Genomic DNA, 21290 nt, shown 5'->3' with positions numbered 1-21290 from the left:
AGCGGGGCTCTTCTCGCCTATTCGCCCCCATGCCGCAATCGCAAAATGCGACATCACGCCCTTGCTTCGCGGTTTTGAAGGGCTAGTGTGGCGCCGCACAAACATTGATGGATTCTTAAGCACCATCAAATAGTCAAAGGCTTCATGTTTACGCTGTTTCATCATCCGTTCTGCCCGCATTCGCGCTTCATCCGCCTGATCGTGGGTGAATACGGGCTCGACCTGAAGCTGATCGAAGAGCGCAGCTGGGAGCGGCGCGAGGCGTTTCTGCTGCTCAATGCGGCCGGCACCACGCCTGTGCTGGTAGACGAGGAACAGCCGCCGATCCCGGGCGCGGCCATCATCGCCGAATATGTCGACGAGGCCTATGGCGCGGGGATGGGCGTCAAGCGCCTGATGCCGGAGACCACCTTCGAGCGCGTCGAGGTGCGCCGGCTGATGGCCTGGTTCAACGAAAAGTTCTTCGAGGAGGTCTCGCACCCCCTCGTCACCGAGCGCATCTACAAGCGCTTCATGAGCGAGGAGAACGGCGGCGGTCCGCCCTCGGCCGACGTGATGCGCGCAGCGAAAGCCAATGTGCGCTATCATCTGGCCTATATCGGCTGGCTGGCGCAGACGCGCAATTTCCTCGCCGGCGACCGGCTCACCTACGCGGATCTCGCCGCCGCGGCGCATCTCTCGGCGATCGACTATCTGGGCGACGTGCCATGGAGCGAGGACGACGCAGCAAAGGCGTGGTACGCGCGGGTGAAATCCCGCCCGTCGTTCCGTCCGTTGCTGAGCGAATGGCTGGCCGGCGTGCCGGCGTCGCGGACCTATGTGGACCTGGATTTCTGAGCTCCGACCCGACTGAGCTGAAGGCGGCGCTGGCGCGCGAAGCGCACGCGCTCGGCTTCGACTGCATCGGCGTCACCGCGCCGGGCACGATCGATGCGGCCGGAAAATACTTCCTCGAATTCATCGCCTCGGGCGGCCATGGCGACATGGACTGGCTCGCGAACCAACCGGAGCGCCGCGTCGATCCGCGCGGGCTGTGGGCCGACGTGCGCAGCGTGATCATGCTCGGCGTCAACTACGGTCCCGACTCCGATCCGCTCGCGGTCCTGAAGCAGCGCACGCGCGCGGCGATCTCGGTCTATGCGCAAGGTGACGACTATCATGACATCATCAAGAAGCGGCTGAAGGCGCTGGCGCGCTGGCTGGTGGCGACCGCGCCGTCGGACGTGAAGGTGTTCGTCGACACGGCGGCGGTGATGGAAAAGCCGCTGGCGCAGACCGCGGGCCTTGGCTGGCAGGGCAAGCACACCAACCTCGTCTCGCGCGAGTTCGGCTCGTGGCTGTTTCTCGGTGCGATCTACACCACGCTCGATCTGCCGCGCGATGCCGCCGAGATCGATCATTGCGGCTCGTGCCGGGCCTGTCTCGACATCTGCCCGACCGCGGCCTTTCCCGCGCCCTACAAGCTCGATGCGCGGCGCTGCATCTCGTATCTCACGATCGAGAACAAGGGCCCGATCCCGCACAAGTTTCGCAAGGCTATCAGTAATCGCATCTATGGCTGCGACGATTGCCTCGCGGCATGCCCCTGGAACAAGTTCGCGCAGGAGGGGCGCGAGGCCAAGCTCGCCGCGCGCGACGAATTGCGCGCGCCTGATCTCGCCGAGCTGGCGCGGCTCGACGATGCCGCGTTTCGCGCACTGTTCACGAAATCGCCAGTGAAGCGCATCGGGCGCGACCGGTTCTTGCGGAATGTGCTGATTGCGATCGGCAACTCAGGCGAGGCGGCGCTGGCGGACGAGGCGCGGCGGTTACTCGATGACTCAAGCCCACTGGTGCGCGGGGCGGCGGTGTGGGCGCTGGGGCAGTTGGTGTCAGGAGAAGAGTTTGAGGCGATGAGATCTGCTGCTGCGCGCAAGGAGCACGACGATAGCGTGCGGGAGGAGTGGCGGGCTGCGTCCTAACTGCTGTCATTCCCCGCGAAAGCGGGGAATCCAGTACACCGCGGCCTGTCGATTCAACCACAACCGCCGCGGCGTACTGGATCGCCCGGTCAAGCCGGGCGATGACACCCGTTGTGGTGGCAAGAACTTGCGCTCCCGCCTCTCACGATGGCACCACCACCCTTGATTTCCCGGCGCGTTCCCGCAATCTCGCGCGCATGACAAACATGCCTTTCTTCACCCGGGACGGTGACACATTCCATCCGACGGAAGTCGCCAACGGTCCATGGGATCCGAAATCGCTGCACGGGCGCGTCATCATCGGCCTGCTCGGCTTCGTCATCGAGGAGCGCCATTCCGGGCCCGAATTCGTGCCGGCGCGGCTCACGGTCGACATGTTCCGGCTGCCGACCATCGACAAGCCGATCGAGGTGACGACGCGCCTGGTGCGCGATGGACTGCGCATCCGCGTGGTCGAGGCGGAGTTTCTTTCCGGCGGCGTCAGCATGGCGCGCGCCTCGTGCCAGCTGCTGCGCAAGACGCAGAATCCCGATGGCAATGTGTGGTCGCCGCCGAACTGGGATGCGCCGAAACCATCCGACATTCCCAAGCCGATCGATCCCAGGCTCGGCATGAACGGCAAATGGGCGACGCGCCCCATCGTTGGCCATATGGGCTCGCTGGGCCCGCGCCGGCTGTGGATGAGCGAGGTGCGCGAGCTCGTCGCCGGCGCCCCGATGACGCCGTTCGTCCATGTCGCCACCGGCGCCGATTTTGCCAGCCCGTTTGCCAATGCCGGCGACCAGGGGCTCGGCTACATCAACAGCGACGTCACGATCTATCTGCACCGCCTGCCGGTGACCGCGTGGATCGGCTTCGAGGTGGTGAACCACCACGCCACCGACGGCGTCGCGATCGGCGAATGCTGGCTCTACGACGAAGCGGGCCCGATCGGCACCGCGACGGTGGCCGCGCTGGCGCAGCGCAAGCCGATGGCGAATCCGTCGAAGCGGTAGCTTTTCGGCTGTCATTCCGGGGCGCGCCACTTGGCGCGAGCCCGGAATCCATTTCGTCTCCTGGCTTGCCGAGCGATGGATTCCGGGCTCGCGACTTCGTCGCGCCCCGGAATGACAAGTGGGGACAGTCAACCTAGATGCCGCTGCATCTCCGACCGCGCCTTGAGCTCGGCGCCCTGCTTGGCGACGATCTTTGCGATCCGCTCCGGGGCAAACTTCAAATCGACGAACGCCGGCGCGGTGTTTGCGACTTCATGATAGCCCGCGATCCTGCCGTCCTTCAGCGTCATGATCGCGACGCCCTCGAACATCGCGCGCGCGGCGTTCGCTTCCGGCAACGTCGATTTGTAGCTGAAGGTGTAGCGCGCATAGAGCGTGGTGCCGTCGGTGACGGGGTCATGCATGTCCCAGCGGAAATCCGTCGCCGTGCGATAGAACCAGTCGTCGATCATCGCGGCGATCTTCGCGCGGCCGGCGAAGGCGCCGTAGAAGACGTCGTGATAGACGCCGTCCTCGGTGAACAGCTCGGCGAAGGCTTTGCCGTTGCGCTGCTCGACCGCGTCGCAGAAGGCGCGCAGCATGGCGGTAACGGTTGTCATTGACGATCTCCCTTCCCGTTTCTGTCATGCCCCGCGAAGGCGGGGCATCCAGTACGCCGCGGCTTCTCGGCTTGAGCACGATGGCCTCTGGAATACTGGATTGCCCGCCTTCGCGGGCAATGACAGCGAGCACTGCAACTTCACCCGATCTCCGCCACCGCGGCAAGAATGCGCGCGATGTCCTGCGGGCGGGACAGGCGGTGGTCGCCGTCCTGGATCATGGTCAGCACGACGTCGTCGGCCGGCAGGCGATGGGTCAGCGCAAACGCGTGTTGCCACGGCACGTCGGGATCCTTCGCGCCCTGCAGGATGCGGACGGGGCAGCCGAGATCGATGGCGCTGCCGAGCACGAGGTGGTTGCGCCCCTCCGCAATCAGGTTCCGCGTGATCGGATAGGGCGTGCCGTCGCCATATTCCGACGGGCGCAGCCAGAAGCCCTTGGTCTCGATCTCCTTCTTCACCGCGGGCGAGAAATTCTTCCACATCAGCTCTTCGGTGAAATCGGGCGCCGGTGCGATCAGCACGAGCCCTGCGAGCGACGCCTTGCCGCCACGTTTCTTGATCTCGCGCGCGAGCAGCAGCGCCATCCAGCCGCCCATGGAGGAGCCGATCAGGATTTGCGGGCCGTCGCAGAAGCGCTCGAACACCGCAACACTGTCCTCCAGCCAGCTGCCGATGGTTCCGTCGGCGAAATCACCGCTGGATTCGCCGTGTCCGGAATAGTCGAACCGGACCACAGCACGGCCGCGCTCATAGGCCCAGGCATCCAGCGCCACGGCCTTGCCGCCCTGCATGTCCGACTTGAATCCGCCCAGCCAGACCAGGCCGGGGCCTTTTCCGGGACGGCGGCGCACCGCGATCCTGCGTGCGGACGGCCCTTCGCCCACATCGATGAACCCAAGCGCGGCATCGGGAATTGCGTCGGTCATGGAACGTTTACTCTTGCTGTGCGGTTTGAGCTGTCCGGACCTGTTCCGAAAGCACGACCGGCATCGCTATTGGTCCTTTGGGACGCTTGCGGAACAGAGGCAAGGTGTCTATGTCGGTCAGCGTGCCCCGGGGCCGTGACCAAAATGCCTCGCATTTGAGGGTTTTTCGCGCCTCGTACCAGCGACTTGCTTGCCGGCAAACGCATCTTCCTTCAAAATAGCCGCTTCTTTCACAACTTTGGAGAACCACCCATTCGCCGTCCTAATAAAGCTCCGCCCGCTGCCAGCAAAGACGGGCCGCGCATCAATGATGATATCCGCAATGCGCAGATCCAACTGATCGACCAGACCGGTGACAACAAAGGTACGGTCGAGACCGTCGTCGCCATCCGCATGGCGCAGGAAGTCGGGATGGATCTGGTCGAGATTTCGCCGAATACCAGCCCTCCCGTCTGCAAGATCATGGACTACGGGAAGTACAAGTATTCCGCCCAGAAGAAAGCCGCGGAAGCCCGCAAGCGGCAGAAGACCGTCGAGATCAAGGAGATCAAGCTCCGCCCGATGATCGACGATCACGATTACGACGTGAAGATGCGCGCAATGCAGCGGTTCTTCGAAGAGGGCGACAAGGTCAAGATCACGCTGCGCTATCGCGGCCGCGAAATGGCGCACCAGGAGATCGGCACCAAGCTGCTCGACAAGATCAAGACCGACGTCGCCGAGCTCGCCAAGGTCGAGCAGGACGCGCGGTTCGAAGGTCGCCAGGTCGTCATGGTGCTGGCGCCGCGCTGACGCGCAACGCTTTGGGACTTGAGAATGCAACGGCCCGTCCGGATCCCCGGCGGGCCGTTTGTGTATCAGGTCCGCGTCGCCTGCCAGGTGCCGCTGCACTGGTCGCCCAAAATGATGCCCTTCCACGACCCGGCGCCGTTCACGCGGGCGAGCCGGCCGCCGCCGCTGGCGTGGGACGCGCCGACCGAGACCTGCACGGCGACAGCGCCGGAGCGGTTGACCCGGCCCGACACCCGGCCGCCGCCGGCAGAGGAGACGCGGGTGCCTGTCACGGTGAAGGGAACGCTGTAGCCGGAGCTGCAATTGCCACGGGTGGTGGCGAAGGTGACGTTCCAGATGCCGTCATAGCCGCCGGCGCGGGCGTCGGCGGCCTGTGGCAGCGCAGCCGCGGCGAGCACGGCGAACAGCGCCAGATGGCGCGGACGAGCGAAATCGGCCAGTGAAATCAGAAGTTGCGAAAAATGAGCCATTTTGGACCTGCTTCAGCGTGAAGGCTTGGACGTGAGGGGTGGCAGCGTTCAATAGTCGGCGGGGTGGTTTCGGCGGTTCATCGTTGCCAATTGGCCTGTCCTCTGTCATAAGCCCAGCCTTCACCGCCCGGCTGATTTACGGGCTGCCGTGGCGGTGTCTCGTGCGGGTTTCGCGCTTGTTCGCAAAACCTGAGCACAATCAACGCTCTAACGAGCATTTTTGACGGTCCAGCCGCCTTCGCGGGCGGATCTCTGTGGCCATTAGGAGAGCCAAATGCCCAAGCTGAAGACCAAATCGGGCGCTAAAAAGCGCTTCAAGGTGACTGCCACCGGCAAAGTGATGCACGCCCAGCGCGGCAAGCGTCACGGCATGATCAAGCGGACGAAGAAGCAGATCCGTCAGCTCCGCGGCACCCGCGTGCTGTTCAAGACCGACGGCGACAACGTCAAGAAGTACTTCTTGCCGAACGCCTGATCGCGTCCACGATCATTGCCATCCCTGCCGCGTCCGCGCGGCGATCCGATAACCAAAGTCATCTCTGAAGGATTTCGTCATGTCTCGCGTCAAACGCGGTGTGACCGCCCACGCCAAGCACAAGAAAGTCTACAAGGCCGCCAAGGGTTTCTACGGCCGCCGCAAGAACACCATCCGGGCCGCCAAGCCGGCCGTGGAGAAGGCCCAGCAATACGCCTTCCGCGACCGCAAGCGTCGCAAGCGCACCTTCCGCGCGCTCTGGATCCAGCGCCTCAACGCTGCCGTCCGTCCGTTCGGCCTGACTTACAGCCGATTTATCGACGGCTTGGCCAAGTCGGGCATCACCGTGGACCGCAAGGTGCTGTCGGATCTCGCGATCCGCGAGCCTGCCGCGTTCCAGGCGATCGCCGAGAAGGCCAAAGCCGCGCTGGCGGCGTAAGCCGCCCAACTGCGCAACTTGCGCAGCATTGAGCTTGTGATGGCCCGGGCAGAGGCGCGTCTCGCGCTTCATCGCCTCGGCCGTCATCTCTCGCGCAAGCACACTTCTCCGACGTGGATGCCCGGCGAATCTAACGCGAAGACGCGCTTCGCGCTTTTGGGCCGGGCGTGACGGGCTAGGATCATCGGCTCAGCATCCTGGCCAAAAGGGATTGCCATGACCGATCTTGCCCAGCTCCAAGCCCAGATCATCGCCGACATCGCCGCGGCTGCCGACGAGGCTGCGTTAGAGGCCGTGCGCGTTGCAGCCCTCGGCAAGAAGGGCTCGATCTCGGCGCTGCTCGCCACGCTCGGCAAGATGTCGCCGGACGAGCGCAAGACGCAAGGCGCGGCGATCAACCAGGCCAAGGACGAAGTCAGCCAGGCGCTCGCGGCGCGACGCGACGTGCTGAAGTCGGCCGCGCTCGATGCGCGGCTGGCGTCCGAGACCGTCGACGTCACCCTGCCGCTGCGCGATACGGCGGCGGAGGCTGGCCGCATCCATCCGCTGAGCCAGGTCTGGGACGAGCTCACCACCATCTTCGCCGACATGGGATTCTCGGTGGCCGAAGGCCCCGACATCGAGACCGACGACTACAACTTCACCAAGCTGAATTTTCCGGAAGGCCATCCGGCGCGCGAGATGCACGACACGTTCTTCTTCCATCCGAGGGAGGACGGCTCGCGCATGCTGCTGCGGACCCACACCTCGCCGGTGCAGGTGCGCACCATGCTGAGCCAGAAGCCGCCGATCCGCGTGATCTGCCCGGGCCGCACCTATCGCATCGATTCGGACGCGACCCACACGCCGCAATTCCACCAGGTCGAGGGCCTCGTTATCGACAAGCACTCGCATCTCGGCCACCTCAAATGGATCCTGCACGAGTTCTGCAAGGCGTTCTTCGAGGTCGACCACATCAACATGCGCTTCCGGCCCTCGTTCTTCCCGTTCACCGAGCCGTCGCTCGAAGTCGACATCCAGTGCCGCCGCGACAAGGGCGAGATCCGCTTCGGCGAGGGCGAGGATTGGCTCGAGATCCTGGGCTGCGGCATGGTGCATCCGAACGTGCTGCGCGCCTGCGGCATCGATCCCGACGAGTACCAGGGCTTCGCCTGGGGCATGGGCATCGACCGCATCGCCATGCTGAAATACGGCATCGCCGACCTGCGCCAGCTGTTCGACAGCGACGTCCGCTGGCTGTCCCATTACGGCTTCAAGCCGCTCGAAGTACCAACGCTTGCCGGAGGGTTGAGCACGTGATGCTCGGTCTCCACCATACGAAGACTCTCTCCGTTTCCTCCGCGGAGACAACCCTCTCCCTGACCCTCCCCCGCAAGCGGGGGAGGGAATGGATGGAGCGGCCGCGTGGCGTTCGTCTCATGGGTACGTATTCTCTGTCCGCCCGACAGGTCGGACTCCCTCCCCCGCTTGCGGGGGAGGGGTGGGGAAAGGGTTTCTCCGCGATGGGGCTGCCAATGGTCGATCCCAAGCATCCGGATTGGAAAATATCCGACAAGCTGCGGGCCAATGCGCGCGCGCTTAGACGCGACTCGACCGATGCAGAGCCCATCCTCTGGGCGGAACTCCGCGCCGGGCGGTTGAACGGCGCGAGTTTTCGCCGCCAGGTCCCGATCGAGAATTACGTCGCCGATTTCATCTGCCACGCGGCCAAGCTCGTCATCGAGCTCGACGGCGGCCAACACTTTTCGGACGGAGGCGAGCGCGCCGATGCGCGCCGCTCTGCCGCGATCGAAGCGAAGGGCTTCAAGGTGCTCCGCTTCAGCAATCTCGATGTCATGACCAACCGTTCCGGTGTTCTTGAAACCATAGTCACTGCCATTGCGGAGAGAGCCCTCTCCCCAACCCTCCCCCGCAAGCGGGGAAGGGAGCAGACCGTCGCCGTGGAGAAAAAGCAGCCATGAAATTCACTCTCTCCTGGCTGAAGGATCATCTCGAGACCGACGAGCCTTTGGACAAGCTCGCCGACAAGCTCACCATGATCGGGCTCGAGGTCGAGAACATCGAGGACAAGGCGAAGGCGCTGAAGCCGTTCACCATTGCGAAGGTGATCTCGGCCGAGCAGCATCCGAATGCGGATCGCCTGCGGGTCTGCATGGTCGACACCGGCGACGGTGGTGCGCCGGTGCAGGTCGTGTGCGGCGCGCCGAATGCGCGTACGGGCCTCGTCAGCGTGTTCTCACCGCCCGGCACCTACATTCCCGGCAAGGACATCACGCTTGGAATCGGCACCATTCGCGGCGTCGAGAGCCGCGGCATGCTGTGCTCGGCGGCCGAGCTGCAGATCTCCAACGACCATGACGGCATCATGGAATTGCCGGCGGACGCGCCGATCGGCGCTGCTTACGCCGAATGGGCCGGGCTCGGCGATCCCGTGATCGAGATCAATCTGACGCCGAACCGGCAGGACTGCACCGGCGTGCATGGCATCGCGCGCGATCTCGCCGCCGCCGACATGGGCAAGTTCAAGGACCCTACGATCAAGCCGATCAAGGGCGAATTCCCCTGCCCCGTGAAGGTCACGGTCGAGGATACCACGCTCTGCCCGGGCTTTGCGCTCCGTCTCGTGCGCGGCGTCAAGAACGGACCGTCGCCGGAATGGCTGCAGAAGCGGCTGACCGCGATCGGGCTGCGTCCGATCAACGCGCTGGTCGACATCACCAACTTCATGACCTACGACCGTGCGCGCCCGCTGCACGTGTTCGACGCCAGGAAGGTGAAGGGCAATCTCGTCGTGCGCCGCGCGCGCGAGGGCGAGAGCCTGCTGGCGCTCGACGGCCGCACCTACAATCTCGATCCCGCCGTTTGCGTGATCGCCGACGAGCATGGCGTCGAATCGCTCGCCGGCATCATGGGCGGCGAAGCCTCGGGCTGCGACGAGAACACGACTGACGTGCTGATCGAATCGGCGCTGTGGAACGAGATCAACATCGCCCAGACCGGCCGCAAGCTCGGCATCAATTCGGACGCGCGCTACCGCTTCGAGCGCGGCGTCGATCCGGCCTTCATGGTGCCCGGCGTCGAGCTCGCGACCAGGCTGGTGATGGAGATGTGCGGCGGTACGCCGTCCGAAACTGTCGTGGTCGGAAAAGCCTTCGCCGACGACCGCGTGATCGACTTCCCGGTCACGGAAGTGAAGCGCCTCTCCGGCATCGAGGTGCCGCAGGTCGAGATGAAGCGCATCCTGACCCATCTCGGCTTCATGATGGCGGGTCCCGGCCCGGTGGTGAAGGTCGCGGTGCCCTCGTGGCGCTCCGACGTGCACGGCAAGGCCGACATCGTCGAGGAGATCGTCCGCATCTTCGGCGTCGACAAGGTGCCGATGACGCCGTTCGAGCGCGGCGAGGACGCGCGCAAGCCCGTGCTGACCCCGCTGCAGCTGCGCACCCGCCGCGCGCGGCGCGCGCTCGCAAGCCGCGGCATGGTCGAAGCCGTGACCTGGTCGTTCATCGCAAAACCTGCGGCCGAATTGTTCGGCGGCGGACAGCGCGAGCTCGAAGTAGCGAACCCGATCGCCTCGGATCTCTCCGACATGCGCCCGACCCTGCTCGCCGGACTGATCGCGGCGGCGCAGGCCAATGCCGATCGCGGCTTCGGCGATGTCGCGTTGTTCGAGGTCGGCCAGGTGTTCAAAGGCGATCGCCCGCAGGACCAGTTCATGGCGGCGAGTGGCGTGCGCCGCGGCCTTGCTTCATCTGAAGGTCTCGGACGGCACTGGTCCGGCTCGGCGCAGGCCGACGTGTTCGACGCCAAGGCCGATGCGTTGGCGGTGCTGGCGGCCGCCGGCGCGCCGATGCAGGCGCTGCAGATCGTGGCGGGTGGTCCCAGCTGGCTGCATCCGGGCCGCTCCGGAACGATCCAGATCGGGCCGCAGAACGTGCTCGGCTATTTCGGCGAAGTGCACCCCAGAGCGCTCGAGGCGCTCGGCGCCGACGGGCCGCTTGTCGTGTTCGAGGTAATCCTCGACCGCATCCCCGAGGCCAAGAAGAAGCCGACGCGTGCCAAGCCCGTGATCGAGCTCTCGGCGTTCCAGCCGGTGTCGCGCGACTTCGCGTTCATCGTCGACCGCGGCGTCAAGGCCGGCGACATCGTTCGCGCCGCGCAAGGCATCGACAAGAAGCTGATCACCGGCGTCAACGTCTTCGACGTCTACGAGGGCAAGGGCATCGATGACGGCAAGAAGTCGATCGCGATCGCGGTCACGCTTCAGCCCCGCGAGAAAACCCTGACCGATCAGGAGATCGAGGCCGTCGGCGCCAAGATCGTGGCCGAGGTCACCAAGAAGACCGGCGGCGTTTTGCGAGCATGACGCCGAAAAGTGTGAAGCGGTTTTCGGACAAAGTCATGCTCGAGAGTCATAGAGCATGACCTTCGTGGACTTCCTTCCGAAGGACGTCAATCTGACGATCGCGGCGGCGCTCTGCGCCGTCGCTTTCGTTTCGGGCACCGCACGCGGCTTCTCCGGCTTCGGCGCGGCGCTGATCTTCATGCCGCTGGCAAGCAGCATCGCGGCGCCGCGGCTCGTTGCAGCCCTGCTGCTCGTCATCGACTTCGTCGCGGCCGCGCCGCTGCTGCCCGAGGCCTGGCGGAAGGCCGATCGCAAGGCCACCGCGGTCATCGTGCTGGGCGCGCTGATCGGCGTACCCATCGGCACTTATTTCCTCAGCGTGCTCGAACCCGTCACCACGCGCTGGATCATCTCCTGCTTCGTCGCGGCGCTGTTGCTGCTATTGCTGTCGGGGTGGCGCTATCGCGGCAAGGACCACGCCTGGCTGTCGGTCGGCATCGGCGGCCTCTCCGGCTTCTGCAGTGGCCTCGCACAGACCGGCGGCCCGCCGATCGTCGGCTACTGGCTCGGCCGCCCGATCGCGCCGATCGTGGCGCGCGCCAACATCGTGCTGTTCTTCGGCGCGTCGGATTTCTTCTCGATGGTCAGCTACGCAACCACCGGCCTGATCAGCCGCGAATCGCTGGTGCTGTCGCTGATCGTCGGCCCCGTCTACGCCCTCGGCGTCGCCTTCGGCGCCTCGCTGTTCGGGCGTGCGAGCGAGAAAGTGTTTCGCGGCATCTGCTACGCGCTGATTGCGATGGCGGTTATCTTTGGGCTGCCGGCGTTGGACGGCGTGTTGCGGTAACTACTGCCTCGGCACGCGCCGCTTCTTCGTCGACTGCGTCGGCACATCCGCTGGCTCGTCCTTCAGCGCGCCGATCTTGCGCAGGGCTGCATCCGCGGCGCGTTCGCCGCTTTCCCAGGCGCCATCGACGGTGCCCCAGAGCGTCTCGTGCGTGGCTTCGCCGGCGAGGAAGACATTGCCGATCGGCTCGGTCAGGATCTTTCGCGAGAGCTGGCCGCCGGGCGCAGACGCCGACATCGCGCCCATCACGTAGGGCGAGGCATTCCAGCGCGTGGCGCTGGTCTTCTGCACGGCGGAAGCAGCCTCGCTGCCGAACAGCTTGGCGATCCACTCCTTGGCGAAGGCGACCATGGCCTTCTCGCCCTGCTCCGAGAGCTCGCGGCCGAACGAGCCGCCGACGTCGATCGAGCACAGCGAGGAGCCGCCGATGTTGGCGAACATCAGCGCCGTGCGCGTCGAATTGCTCTGCTCGATGAGGATGTCGTCGCGCGACAGGCCGAGCGGATTGCCCGGCATCTGCAGCACGATGCGATCGTAGCTGCCGAGGCTGAGCTTCGATGCCGCATCCAGCGTCCGCTTGGGAATGTTGGGGGCGAACTTGATGGCGCCCGATGTCAGCACGTTGGTCGAGACCGTGACGATGGCGGCGCGCGCGGTGATCTTGCCGGCCTGCGTCTCGACGCTGACGTCGCGGTTGCTCCAGGCGATGCGGCTCGCCGGTGTCGCCAGCGCCACCGGCGCCTGCTCGGCGAGCCTGGCGATCAGCGTGCCCAGGCCCTGACGGCAGGCGATCGCTGCGTTGCGATCCTGCGCGCGTCCCTTGTCGATCGCGGACAGCTCCTTCAGGTCCTTGCCCGCGAAGCTCGCGCCCAGCATGAACTCGGCCGCGCCGGCCCAGTCGCCGAGATCCTTCGGCAGCACGGAGGCACAGGAGGTATCGAGCTTGCCCCGCGCGGCCTCGTCGATGGCACGGTTGGCGCGCACCAGGGCGGCCAGGAACTGCTCGGTCTCGCCTGCGCGGGCGTTGCGGCGGCCGATGCGCATCTTCTGGCCCGAGGGCGCCGGCAGCACGTCGAGCCCGGCACTGCGCGCCAGCCGGATCATGGGGTTGGTGTCGGGATTGTGCATCCAGCGCGCGCCGCGGTCGAACGGGGTGTCGAAGGTCGTGCTGTCGGTGATGCAGCGGCCACCGACTTGCGATGACGCTTCCACCACGATGACGTTGCGGCCCGTCGCGATGATACGCCGCGCCGCGGCAATTCCCGCAGCCCCCGCACCGATCACCACGATGTCGGCCTCGCGCGGCAGGGGCGCGGCGGATGCGCGCAGCACCGGCATCGCCGCAACGACCGCGGACGCCGAAAGGAAGCCGCGGCGCGTGATTGTCATGTCATGGTTTCCGGGGACTTGCGGCGAACGGGAACAGCCCGCGAACCTTGCCGTATCTGATGTTGCGCAGCAACCATCATGGTGAATCAATCATGCTTGATCTCACAGAGCGATGAACCGAATTGCAACACGTTTCGACCATGATAGAGAAGGGAAAAAGACGGCCGGAAAAGGCCGTGGGGGGAGTTCGAGATGGGGACGGTCCTGGATTCTGTCGGCAAGCTGATTGCCGCGTACCTCTCAAAGGAGGTGCCGGGCTATGAGCCGTTCACGCCGAGCGACCCGGAGCATCTGCGCGGCGTCATCGCGCCCGGCGACGTGCTGCTGGTCGAGGGCAACAACCGCATCTCCGGCATCATCAAATATTTGACGCAGTCGACCTGGTCGCATGCCGCCCTCTATGTCGGTCCGATCGAGGGGGCAGAGGAACCCAACGGCGAGCCGCATGTTCTGATCGAGGCCAATATCGGCGAAGGCGTCACCTCGGCACCGCTGTCGAAATATTTCCCCTATCACACCCGCCTCTGCCGCCCGGTCGGGCTGTCCTATGAGGACCGCACCACGGTCTGCCGCTATGCGATCAACCGCATCGGCTTCGGCTACGACACCAAGAACATCGTCGACCTCATGCGCTACCTGTTCCCGCTGCCGATACCGCAGCGCTGGCGCCGGCGCATGATCGCGATCGGCTCGGGCGACCCGACCAAGATCATCTGCTCGGCCCTGATCGCGCAGGCGTTCGATGCGGTGCGCTATCCGATCCTGCCGAAGATCACCAAGGCCGGCAGCCGCGCCGCACGGCGCGAGATCCTGCACATCCGCGATTCCTCACTCTACATGCCCCGCGACTTCGACATCTCGCCCTATTTCGAGGTGGTCAAGCCCACCATCGTCAATGGATTCGACTACACCGCCCTGCACTGGGCCGACAAGCAAAAGCCGCTCGAGGAGGTGGCGGGCACTTTCAGTGTGTTTCCAGAAACGCTCCGTGCGCCGCCGCTCGTTCCTGAGGCGATTGACGAAGAAACGCCGACTGAGATTCCGGCTGAAGAAGTGAGCGCGCAAGCCAGCGTGGCCTTCTCCGAACATTTCGTGCAGCTGAGCGAGCTCGCGATGTACCGCGCGCAGACGCGGGAGATGGCAGCTTAGGTTCGCCGTCTCGTAGGGTGGGCAAAGGCGCGAAGCGCCGTGCCCACGTTCTCACGCGATCCCTCGGGGATGGTGGGCACGCTCCGCTTTGCCCACCCTACGAGACTTCTCCTGGCGTCATTGCGAGCGCAGCGAAGCAATCCAGACTGTCGCTGCGGTGGCAGTCTGGATTGCTTCGTCGCAAGAGCTCCTCGCAATGACGGTGGAGAGAGCGCGGGTTACCGTTCCGCCCGCCCGATCACCGCCATCAGCTCCGCGATCTTGGCGCGCTGATCGGCCTTGTCGCCGCTGGCGATGGCGTGCTCGACGCAATGCGCGACGTGATCCTTCAAAACCTCTTCCTCGACCCGGCGCAGCGCGGCGCGCACCGCCGCGATCTGCGTCACGATGTCGATGCAGTAGCGGTCTTCCTCGACCATTTTCGAGAGGCCACGAACCTGGCCCTCGATCCGGTTGAGGCGTTTTCCGACGGATGCCTTGATGTCCTTGCGCATGGCGTCTATATACCCCTACCGGGTATAGGTTTCAAGACCAGGCGTCAAAGGCCGGACCATGGCAATGAACAACAACGAGCACGAGCATCGTCACAGCGCGGACACGCATTCCGGGTGCGGCTGTTCCACGAAAGCGGCAGCGCCGGCGGCCAAGCCCGAGGCTTCCTCGTGCTGCGGCGGCCAAGGCGATCATGCCGGCCACGACCATCACCACGGCCATGATCATGGCGACGCCGCAACCAAGGTCAAAGATCCCGTTTGCGGCATGAGCGTCGATCCCGCGACCTCGAAGCATCGCTTCGAACATCATGGCGAGACCTTCCATTTCTGCTCGGCCGGCTGCCGCACCAAGTTCGCCGCCGATCCCGCCAAGTACCTTGCCAAGGAGAAGGCACCCGAACCGGAGCTTCCCGCGGGAACGATCTACACCTGCCCGATGCACCCGCAGATCCGCCAGGTCGGGCCGGGCACGTGCCCGATCTGCGGCATGGCGCTGGAGCCGGAGGTCGCAAGCCTGGAGACCGGCCCCAATCCGGAGCTCGCGGACATGACGCGGCGGTTCTGGATCGGCGGCGTGCTGTCGCTGCCGCCGGTGGTGCTGGAGATGGGCGGCCATCTCGCAAGCCCCCACAGCTGGATCGATCCGACCCTGTCGAACTGGATCCAGCTCGTCTTCGCAACGCCCGTGGTGCTGTGGGCCGGCTGGCCGTTCTTCGTGCGCGGCTGGCAATCGCTGCTGACGCGCAACCTCAACATGTTCACGCTGATCGCGATGGGCACGGGCGTTGCCTATGTCTACAGCGTGCTCGGCACGGTCACACCGCAGATCTTCCCCGCCACCTTCCGCGGCCATGAAGGCGCGGTCGCGGTCTATTTCGAAGCCGCCGCGGTCATCACCGTGCTGGTGCTGCTCGGCCAGGTGCTGGAGCTGCGCGCCCGCGACGCGACCTCGGGCGCGATCAAGGCGCTGCTCCAGCTCGCCCCGAAGACCGCACGCCGCGTCGAGCCTGATGCTAGCGAGCACGAGGTCGAGATCGACACGCTCCACGCCGGCGATCGCCTGCGCGTCCGTCCCGGCGAGAAGGTGCCGGTCGACGGCATCATCCTCGAAGGCCGCTCGTCGCTCGATGAATCGCTGGTGACGGGCGAATCCATGCCGGTCACCAAGGAAACGGGCGCAAAAGTCATCGCCGGCACGCTGAACCAGTCCGGCAGCTTCATCATGCGCGCCGACAAGGTCGGGCGCGAGACGCTGCTGTCGCAGATCGTGCAGATGGTCGCGGATGCGCAGCGTTCGCGCGCGCCGATCCAGCGCCTGGCCGACCAGGTCGCCGGCTGGTTCGTGCCCGCCGTGATCGCCGTCGCCATCGCCGCCTTTGCCGCCTGGGCCTGGTTCGGACCGGAGCCGCGGCTCGCCTTCGGCCTTGTCGCGGCGGTCAGCGTGCTGATCATCGCCTGCCCCTGTGCGCTGGGCCTGGCGACCCCGATGTCGATCATGGTCGGCGTCGGCCGCGGCGCGCAAGCCGGCGTGCTGATCAAGAACGCCGAGGCGCTGGAGCGGATGGAGAAGATCGACACGCTGGTGGTCGACAAAACAGGCACGCTGACCGAGGGCAAGCCCAAGGTGGTGACGATCGTGCCGGCGTCCGGCTTCGCGGAGGATGACATCCTGCGCATTGCGGCCACCGTCGAGCGCGCCAGCGAGCATCCGCTGGCCGATGCGATCGTGCGCGCGGCCAAGGAGAAGCAGCTTCCCCTCGGCCAGGTCGAGCAGTTCGATTCGCCGACCGGCAAGGGGGCGACCGGCAAGGTCGACGGCAAGACCGTCGTGCTCGGCAATGCCAGATATCTGTCGTCGATCGGCATCGATACCCAATCGCTCGACGCCGCAGCCGAACGGCTGCGCGGCGACGGCGCCACCGTGATCAACATGGCGGTCGACGGCCGGCTGGCCGGCCTGTTCGCGATCGCAGATCCGGTCAAGGCCTCGACGCCGGAGGCGCTGAAGGCGCTCGCGGCGGAAGGCATCAAGGTGATCATGCTGACCGGCGACAACCGCACCACGGCCGAGGCCGTGGCGCGCCGGCTCGGCATCGCCGAGGTCGAGGCCGAAGTGCTGCCGGACCAGAAGAGCGCGGTGGTGACCAAGCTGCAGAAGGCCGGCCGCAGCGTCGCCATGGCCGGCGACGGCGTCAACGACGCGCCTGCGCTGGCGGCGGCCGAGGTCGGCATCGCCATGGGCACCGGCACCGACGTTGCGATGGAGAGCGCCGGCGTGACGCTGCTCAAAGGCGACCTCGTCGGCATCGTCCGCGCGCGAAAACTGTCTCAGGCGACGATGAGCAACATCCGGCAGAACCTGTTCTTCGCCTTCATCTACAACGCCGCCGGGATTCCGATCGCGGCCGGCGTTCTCTATCCGGCGTTCGGTCTGTTGCTCTCCCCGATCATCGCTGCGGCGGCGATGGCGCTGTCCTCGGTGAGCGTCGTCGGCAACGCGCTGCGGCTGCGTGCGACGCGGCTGTGAGGTGCCAGCGGCGACAAAGGTGCGCTCCCTCGCCCCGTTCTTACGGGGAGAGGGTTGGGGTGAGGGGCTGTCTCCGCAATCCCGGTGACAGTTGGACTCGCGGAGAGTCCCCCTCACCCGGAATTCAAGCTACGCTTGAATTCCGACCTCTCCCCGCAAGTGGGGCGAGGTGAGAGAGAGCGGCGCCCGCGGAGGACCTGATGCAGCGGATAACGATCACGATCGAGGACGATCTCCTGGCGGAGATCGATGCCGCGGCCGAAGCGCGCGGCTACCAGAACCGCTCCGAGATCATCCGCGACCTCGCGCGCGCCGGCCTGCAGCAGAGCGCCGAGGATACCGCGCAGACCGGCCAATGCGTCGCCGGCCTCGTCTACGTCTATGACCACGCGGCGCGCGATCTGTCGAAACGGCTGGTGCAGGAATTCCACGGCCACCACGACCTCGCGCTGGCGACGCTGCACGTCCATCTCGACGACAACAATTGCATGGAGATGACGGCGCTGCGCGGCGCGGCCGCCGAGGTCAGGCATTTCGCCGACCACATCATCGCCGAGCGCGGCGTGCGCTACGGCCGCGTGGTGATGATCCCGACGGGCGACGGCAAGCCGGCGAAGGCGCGCAGGCACGGGCATGGCCATCGGCACGAGTAGGCTACTCTGGGAGAGAGTGGCGACTCTTACCCTCCCCTGGAGGGTAAGCAAGGGCTCGCGCCGCGCTCGCGGCCGACGGCAGCGCAGCCCCCGCCCTTGCCGAAGTCGCCCTGCATCTCTACCTCTCGCAGGTCGTTTACCTCCGAGGGTCCCCCATGCTGGATGCCGCCATCAAGGCGCTGTCGCAAATGATCTCGCCGCCGATGCGCTCGATCCTGTGGCGGTCGATCGGGCTCGCGCTGGTGCTGATCACCGTGCTGGCGATCGGCTTGCAGCGGCTGCTCAGCTGGTTTGCAACCTCCGGCGAGGTGTGGCTGGAAGGCCTGCTCGGGCCGGGCTGGCATTCCTCGCTCGAGGTTCTCTCCTGGATCGTCTCGATCGCGGCGGGCCTCGGTGTGGTGTTCGGCGGCATCTTCCTGATGCCTGCGATCACCTCGCTGGTGGCGAGCCTGTTCGTCGACGACGTCGCCGAGATCGTCGAGCGCGAGCATTATCCCGCCGAGCGGCCGGGCGCCGCGCTGCCGTTCAGCCAGGCGATGCTCGAGGGCATCAAGACTGCGCTGCTGACGATCCTGGTCTATCTGATCGCTCTGCCGCTGGTGCTGTTCGCCGGCGCCGGTTTCCTGATCTTCTTTGTCGCCGCCGCGTGGCTGCTCGGCCGCGAATATTTCGAGCTCGCCGCGATGCGCTTCCGCCCGCCGGAGGAAGCCAAGGCGATGCGGCGCGACAATGCCGCGACCATCTTCACCGCCGGTCTGTTCATCGCCGCCTTCGTCTCGATTCCGATCGTCAATCTGGCGACGCCGATCTTCGGCATGGCCTTCATGGTCCACATGCACAAGCGCCTGTCAGGCCCGCGGCCCGAGCTGATCGAGCCGGCGCGGCAGGTGCGGTGACGGCGCCCGGCGCGGCGCTGTCTCAGACCGTCTTCTCCGGCCACCGACAGAGATCGTTGATCAGGCAGACCTCGCAGCGCGGCTTGCGGGCAAGGCATGTATAGCGGCCGTGCAGGATCAACCAATGATGGGCATGCAGCTTGAACTCGGCCGGGATTACCTTTTCGAGGCCGAGCTCGACCTCGAGCGGTGTCTTGCCCGGCGCAAGTCCGGTGCGGTTGCCGACGCGGAAGACGTGCGTGTCGACCGCCATTGTGTGCTCGCCGAAGGCCATGTTGAGCACGACGTTGGCGGTCTTGCGTCCTGCACCGGGCAATGACTCGATGTCGGCCCGCGTGCGCGGCACCTCGCCGCCGAAATCGCTGAGCAGCTTGGCCGACAGCGCGATCACGTTTTTCGCCTTGGTGCGGTAGAGGCCGATGGTCTTGATGTAGTCGCGCAAGCGCTCCTCGCCGAGATCGAGCATCTTCTGCGGCGTATCGGCGACCTCGAACAACGCGCGCGTCGCCTTGTTGACGCCGGCATCGGTCGCCTGCGCCGACAGCACCACGGCGACCAGCAGCGTGAACGGATTGACGTGCTCGAGCTCGCCCTTCGGCTCCGGATTGGCCTTGCGGAAACGGCTGAAGACCTCGTGGACCTCGGCGGGAGTCCAGGGTCTGGTGGCTTTGAGCGATTTCTTCGCGGGCGCTTTCGGCTTGGTCGCGACCGGCTTTGCCTTTTTCTTCGGCACGGCCGCTTTGCGCGGGACCGGCTTGCGGGTGATTTTCGCCATGATCGGGATATACTGATGGACGATGAGCACAGGCAACGAAATTGCGCGGCCGCGATCTGAAAGCGAGGACGAGCCTCAGATCTTCTCCGCGCTGCTGACGCCGCACCGCTCGCTGAACCGCACCGGCTTTCTCGCCGTGATGCTGTTCCTGAGCGCCGTCAGCTTCGTCACGGGCGCCGCTTTCCTGATGATGGGCGCCTGGCCGGTGTTCGGCTTCTTCGGTCTCGACGTGCTCGTGATCTGGTGGGCCTTCAAGGTCAATTTTCGCGCGGCACGGGCCAGCGAGGAGATCGTGGTGACGCCGACGGAATTGCGGGTGCGACGCGTCAGCCATCGCGGCCAGGTTGCCGAATGGACCTTCAATCCGCTCTGGGTCAGGCTCGACCAGGAGGTCGACGAGGAATACGGCATCGAGCACCTCTATCTGATCTCCCGCGGCCGCCGGCTGCTCATCGGAAGCTTTCTCGGGCCGGAAGAAAAAGCAAGCTTTTACAATGCCTTGGTTGTCGCCCTGAACGCCGCGCGGCGTGGCCCGACCTATAATCCGGTGACCTGAGCACAGTCGGAAATCGGGTGGTTTCGCGCCGCCCCCTCCCCTACATTTCCGGTCATGATGACCCTTGCGATACATGACCAGCGCCTGACAAAACCGGGCACCCAGAACGCCGCGTTGCGCGACTATGATTCGGTGCGGCGGGCGATCGCCTTCATCTCGGCGAACTGGCGCGCGCAGCCGACCATCGAGGCGATGGCGGATGCGGCCGGCGTGACGCCGGATGAGCTGCACCATCTGTTCCGCCGCTGGGCCTCGATCACGCCGAAGGCTTTCATGCAGGCGCTCACCCTCGACCACGCCAAGAACCTGCTGAGGGATTCCGCCAGCATCCTCGACGCGGCGCTCGACTCCGGCCTGTCGGGGCCGGGCCGGCTTCACGATCTCTTCGTGACGCATGAGGCGATGTCGCCGGGCGAATGGAAGAACGGCGGCGCCGGCCTCACCCTGCGCTACGGCTTCCATCCCTCGCCGTTCGGCACCGCGATCGTGATCGCCACCGACCGCGGCTTGTCGGGCCTCGCTTTCGCCGATCACGGCGAGGAGAAGATCGCGCTCGCCGACATGACGCGGCGCTGGCCGAACGCCACCTATGTGGAAGATCACGACGGCACCGCGCCGCTCGCAGCGCGCATCTTCGATCCAAAACTGTGGCGGCCGGATCAGCCGCTGCGCGTGGTGCTGATCGGCACCGATTTCGAAGTCCGGGTGTGGGAGACGCTCTTGAGAATTCCGATGGGGCGCGCGGTGTCCTATTCCGACATCGCCTGCAACATCAACAATCCGAAGGCCTCGCGCGCCGTCGGCGCGGCCGTCGGCAAGAACCCGGTCTCCTTCGTCGTGCCCTGCCACCGCGCGCTCGGCAAGAGCGGCACGCTGACCGGCTATCATTGGGGCATCACGCGCAAGCAGGCCATGCTGGGCTGGGAGGCCGGGCAGCTGGGGCTGCAGTAGCTGCCGTAGGGTGGGCAAAGGCGCATAGCGCCGTGCCCACCACCTTTC

At 65.7% G+C, this 21290-nt stretch carries 22 protein-coding genes; 16 read left to right on the top strand and 6 right to left on the bottom strand.

The genetic code is table 11. The annotated features are described in order from the left end of the window. Nucleotides 1-144 precede the first annotated feature (144 nt). From XI05_RS34855 to XI05_RS34845, 3 genes are all read left to right on the top strand, one after another. On the top strand, nt 145-837 hold the full coding sequence (locus XI05_RS34855; RefSeq protein ID WP_271510337.1) for a glutathione S-transferase family protein: 693 nt from the start codon (nt 145-147) through the stop codon (nt 835-837). Further along, nucleotides 786-1961, top strand: coding sequence for a tRNA epoxyqueuosine(34) reductase QueG (gene queG / locus XI05_RS34850; RefSeq protein WP_271510336.1), 1176 nt, complete (start codon nt 786-788; stop codon nt 1959-1961). Before XI05_RS34855 ends, queG begins: the two co-directional genes overlap by 52 nt. A 197-nt stretch (nt 1962-2158) precedes the next feature. Further along, nucleotides 2159-2956, top strand: coding sequence for an acyl-CoA thioesterase domain-containing protein (locus XI05_RS34845; RefSeq protein ID WP_271510335.1), 798 nt, complete (start codon nt 2159-2161; stop codon nt 2954-2956). Between the two features lie 128 nt (nt 2957-3084). Here XI05_RS34845 and XI05_RS34840 read toward each other — a convergent pair whose 3' ends face one another. Further along, nucleotides 3085-3555, bottom strand: coding sequence for a nuclear transport factor 2 family protein (locus XI05_RS34840; RefSeq protein WP_271510334.1), 471 nt, complete (start codon nt 3553-3555; stop codon nt 3085-3087). A gap of 140 nt (nt 3556-3695) precedes the next feature. After that, nucleotides 3696-4484: an alpha/beta hydrolase gene (locus XI05_RS34835; protein WP_271510333.1), complete on the bottom strand. Its 789-nt coding sequence runs from the start codon at nt 4482-4484 to the stop codon at nt 3696-3698. Between the two features lie 252 nt (nt 4485-4736). Between XI05_RS34835 and infC the strand changes: the two genes are divergently transcribed. Further along, the gene (infC, locus tag XI05_RS34830) at nt 4737-5276 is read left to right on the top strand and encodes a translation initiation factor IF-3 (protein ID WP_074447655.1); all 540 of its coding nucleotides are present in this window, start codon (nt 4737-4739) and stop codon (nt 5274-5276) included. 65 nt (nt 5277-5341) lie between these two features. On the opposite strand, the gene XI05_RS34825 is transcribed toward infC, so the two are convergent. After that, nucleotides 5342-5746 (bottom strand): hypothetical protein, encoded by a 405-nt coding sequence (locus XI05_RS34825; RefSeq protein WP_271510332.1) that lies wholly within the window; start codon nt 5744-5746, stop codon nt 5342-5344. 274 nt (nt 5747-6020) lie between these two features. Here XI05_RS34825 and rpmI point away from each other — a divergent pair, with 274 nt between their 5' ends. The 6 genes from rpmI to XI05_RS34795 all read left to right on the top strand — a co-directional run bounded on the left by rpmI (nt 6021) and on the right by XI05_RS34795 (nt 11852). Beyond that, a complete protein-coding gene (rpmI, locus tag XI05_RS34820; protein ID WP_008539890.1) occupies nt 6021-6221 on the top strand; it encodes a 50S ribosomal protein L35 in 201 nt (66 codons plus the stop codon). A 79-nt stretch (nt 6222-6300) separates the two neighbouring features. Then, on the top strand, nt 6301-6660 hold the full coding sequence (gene rplT / locus XI05_RS34815; RefSeq protein ID WP_027550107.1) for a 50S ribosomal protein L20: 360 nt from the start codon (nt 6301-6303) through the stop codon (nt 6658-6660). 216 nt (nt 6661-6876) lie between these two features. Further along, the gene (pheS, locus tag XI05_RS34810; RefSeq protein ID WP_271510331.1) at nt 6877-7959 is read left to right on the top strand and encodes a phenylalanine--tRNA ligase subunit alpha; all 1083 of its coding nucleotides are present in this window, start codon (nt 6877-6879) and stop codon (nt 7957-7959) included. Between the two features lie 215 nt (nt 7960-8174). After that, nucleotides 8175-8621, top strand: coding sequence for an endonuclease domain-containing protein (locus XI05_RS34805; protein WP_271510330.1), 447 nt, complete (start codon nt 8175-8177; stop codon nt 8619-8621). After that, nucleotides 8618-11026: a phenylalanine--tRNA ligase subunit beta gene (gene pheT / locus XI05_RS34800; protein WP_271510329.1), complete on the top strand. Its 2409-nt coding sequence runs from the start codon at nt 8618-8620 to the stop codon at nt 11024-11026. The genes XI05_RS34805 and pheT overlap by 4 nt, the downstream gene beginning before the upstream one ends. Before the next feature lie 55 nt (nt 11027-11081). Further along, nucleotides 11082-11852, top strand: a complete 771-nt coding sequence (locus XI05_RS34795) for a sulfite exporter TauE/SafE family protein (protein ID WP_271510328.1) — start codon at nt 11082-11084, stop codon at nt 11850-11852. Here the strand turns inward: XI05_RS34795 and XI05_RS34790 are convergent, their stop codons facing one another. Continuing rightward, nucleotides 11853-13241 carry a flavin monoamine oxidase family protein gene (locus tag XI05_RS34790; RefSeq protein ID WP_271510327.1) on the bottom strand — a complete coding sequence of 463 codons (1389 nt, stop codon included), beginning with the start codon at nt 13239-13241 and terminating at the stop codon, nt 11853-11855. A gap of 192 nt (nt 13242-13433) precedes the next feature. Between XI05_RS34790 and XI05_RS34785 the strand changes: the two genes are divergently transcribed. After that, nucleotides 13434-14390, top strand: coding sequence for a YiiX/YebB-like N1pC/P60 family cysteine hydrolase (locus XI05_RS34785; protein ID WP_271510326.1), 957 nt, complete (start codon nt 13434-13436; stop codon nt 14388-14390). A gap of 218 nt (nt 14391-14608) precedes the next feature. On the opposite strand, the gene XI05_RS34780 is transcribed toward XI05_RS34785, so the two are convergent. After that, nucleotides 14609-14884: a metal-sensitive transcriptional regulator gene (locus XI05_RS34780; RefSeq protein ID WP_271510325.1), complete on the bottom strand. Its 276-nt coding sequence runs from the start codon at nt 14882-14884 to the stop codon at nt 14609-14611. A gap of 64 nt (nt 14885-14948) precedes the next feature. Here XI05_RS34780 and XI05_RS34775 point away from each other — a divergent pair, with 64 nt between their 5' ends. The 3 genes from XI05_RS34775 to XI05_RS34765 all read left to right on the top strand — a co-directional run bounded on the left by XI05_RS34775 (nt 14949) and on the right by XI05_RS34765 (nt 18960). Continuing rightward, complete coding sequence (locus XI05_RS34775; protein WP_271510324.1) at nt 14949-17411, top strand: heavy metal translocating P-type ATPase; 2463 nt, start codon at nt 14949-14951, stop codon at nt 17409-17411. A gap of 200 nt (nt 17412-17611) precedes the next feature. After that, nucleotides 17612-18064 carry a nickel-responsive transcriptional regulator NikR gene (nikR, locus tag XI05_RS34770; RefSeq protein ID WP_271510323.1) on the top strand — a complete coding sequence of 151 codons (453 nt, stop codon included), beginning with the start codon at nt 17612-17614 and terminating at the stop codon, nt 18062-18064. Between the two features lie 155 nt (nt 18065-18219). Next, a complete protein-coding gene (locus XI05_RS34765; RefSeq protein WP_271510322.1) occupies nt 18220-18960 on the top strand; it encodes a sulfate transporter family protein in 741 nt (246 codons plus the stop codon). A gap of 22 nt (nt 18961-18982) precedes the next feature. Here the strand turns inward: XI05_RS34765 and nth are convergent, their stop codons facing one another. Next, nucleotides 18983-19735: an endonuclease III gene (gene nth / locus XI05_RS34760; RefSeq protein ID WP_271510321.1), complete on the bottom strand. Its 753-nt coding sequence runs from the start codon at nt 19733-19735 to the stop codon at nt 18983-18985. 22 nt (nt 19736-19757) lie between these two features. On the opposite strand from nth, the gene XI05_RS34755 reads away from it, so the two are divergent. Together XI05_RS34755 and XI05_RS34750 are read left to right on the top strand one after the other, a co-directional pair. Next, complete coding sequence (locus XI05_RS34755; RefSeq protein WP_271510319.1) at nt 19758-20291, top strand: DUF2244 domain-containing protein; 534 nt, start codon at nt 19758-19760, stop codon at nt 20289-20291. A 54-nt stretch (nt 20292-20345) separates the two neighbouring features. Then, entirely contained in the window at nt 20346-21242 is an 897-nt protein-coding gene (locus XI05_RS34750; RefSeq protein ID WP_271510317.1) for a bifunctional helix-turn-helix domain-containing protein/methylated-DNA--[protein]-cysteine S-methyltransferase, read from the top strand. Nucleotides 21243-21290: the final 48 nt, after the last annotated feature.

It is taken from the genome of Bradyrhizobium sp. CCBAU 11357 (genome assembly GCF_028128865.1).
Classification (GTDB): Bacteria; Pseudomonadota; Alphaproteobacteria; order Rhizobiales; family Xanthobacteraceae; genus Bradyrhizobium.
Note: the sequence above shows the minus strand (reverse complement) of the source record. Positions and strands in the feature narration are given on the sequence as shown.

What these genes read in the sequence shown, in the direction of transcription:
- XI05_RS34805 (WP_271510330.1), top strand. Translation starts at nt 8,175, where the DNA reads ATGGTCGATCCCAAGCATCCGGATTGGAAAATATCCGACAAGCTGCGG.
- rpmI (WP_008539890.1), top strand. Translation starts at nt 6,021, where the DNA reads ATGCCCAAGCTGAAGACCAAATCGGGCGCTAAAAAGCGCTTCAAGGTG.
- XI05_RS34855 (WP_271510337.1), top strand. Translation starts at nt 145, where the DNA reads ATGTTTACGCTGTTTCATCATCCGTTCTGCCCGCATTCGCGCTTCATC.
- XI05_RS34765 (WP_271510322.1), top strand. Translation starts at nt 18,220, where the DNA reads ATGCTGGATGCCGCCATCAAGGCGCTGTCGCAAATGATCTCGCCGCCG.
- XI05_RS34790 (WP_271510327.1), bottom strand. Translation starts at nt 13,241, where the DNA reads ATGACAATCACGCGCCGCGGCTTCCTTTCGGCGTCCGCGGTCGTTGCG.
- pheS (WP_271510331.1), top strand. Translation starts at nt 6,877, where the DNA reads ATGACCGATCTTGCCCAGCTCCAAGCCCAGATCATCGCCGACATCGCC.
- XI05_RS34775 (WP_271510324.1), top strand. Translation starts at nt 14,949, where the DNA reads ATGAACAACAACGAGCACGAGCATCGTCACAGCGCGGACACGCATTCC.
- nikR (WP_271510323.1), top strand. Translation starts at nt 17,612, where the DNA reads ATGCAGCGGATAACGATCACGATCGAGGACGATCTCCTGGCGGAGATC.
- XI05_RS34835 (WP_271510333.1), bottom strand. Translation starts at nt 4,484, where the DNA reads ATGACCGACGCAATTCCCGATGCCGCGCTTGGGTTCATCGATGTGGGC.
- XI05_RS34840 (WP_271510334.1), bottom strand. Translation starts at nt 3,555, where the DNA reads ATGACAACCGTTACCGCCATGCTGCGCGCCTTCTGCGACGCGGTCGAG.
- XI05_RS34755 (WP_271510319.1), top strand. Translation starts at nt 19,758, where the DNA reads ATGAGCACAGGCAACGAAATTGCGCGGCCGCGATCTGAAAGCGAGGAC.
- XI05_RS34845 (WP_271510335.1), top strand. Translation starts at nt 2,159, where the DNA reads ATGACAAACATGCCTTTCTTCACCCGGGACGGTGACACATTCCATCCG.
- XI05_RS34780 (WP_271510325.1), bottom strand. Translation starts at nt 14,884, where the DNA reads ATGCGCAAGGACATCAAGGCATCCGTCGGAAAACGCCTCAACCGGATC.
- nth (WP_271510321.1), bottom strand. Translation starts at nt 19,735, where the DNA reads ATGGCGAAAATCACCCGCAAGCCGGTCCCGCGCAAAGCGGCCGTGCCG.
- XI05_RS34795 (WP_271510328.1), top strand. Translation starts at nt 11,082, where the DNA reads ATGACCTTCGTGGACTTCCTTCCGAAGGACGTCAATCTGACGATCGCG.
- pheT (WP_271510329.1), top strand. Translation starts at nt 8,618, where the DNA reads ATGAAATTCACTCTCTCCTGGCTGAAGGATCATCTCGAGACCGACGAG.
- rplT (WP_027550107.1), top strand. Translation starts at nt 6,301, where the DNA reads ATGTCTCGCGTCAAACGCGGTGTGACCGCCCACGCCAAGCACAAGAAA.
- XI05_RS34785 (WP_271510326.1), top strand. Translation starts at nt 13,434, where the DNA reads ATGGGGACGGTCCTGGATTCTGTCGGCAAGCTGATTGCCGCGTACCTC.
- XI05_RS34825 (WP_271510332.1), bottom strand. Translation starts at nt 5,746, where the DNA reads ATGGCTCATTTTTCGCAACTTCTGATTTCACTGGCCGATTTCGCTCGT.
- queG (WP_271510336.1), top strand. Translation starts at nt 786, where the DNA reads ATGGCTGGCCGGCGTGCCGGCGTCGCGGACCTATGTGGACCTGGATTT.
- XI05_RS34750 (WP_271510317.1), top strand. Translation starts at nt 20,346, where the DNA reads ATGATGACCCTTGCGATACATGACCAGCGCCTGACAAAACCGGGCACC.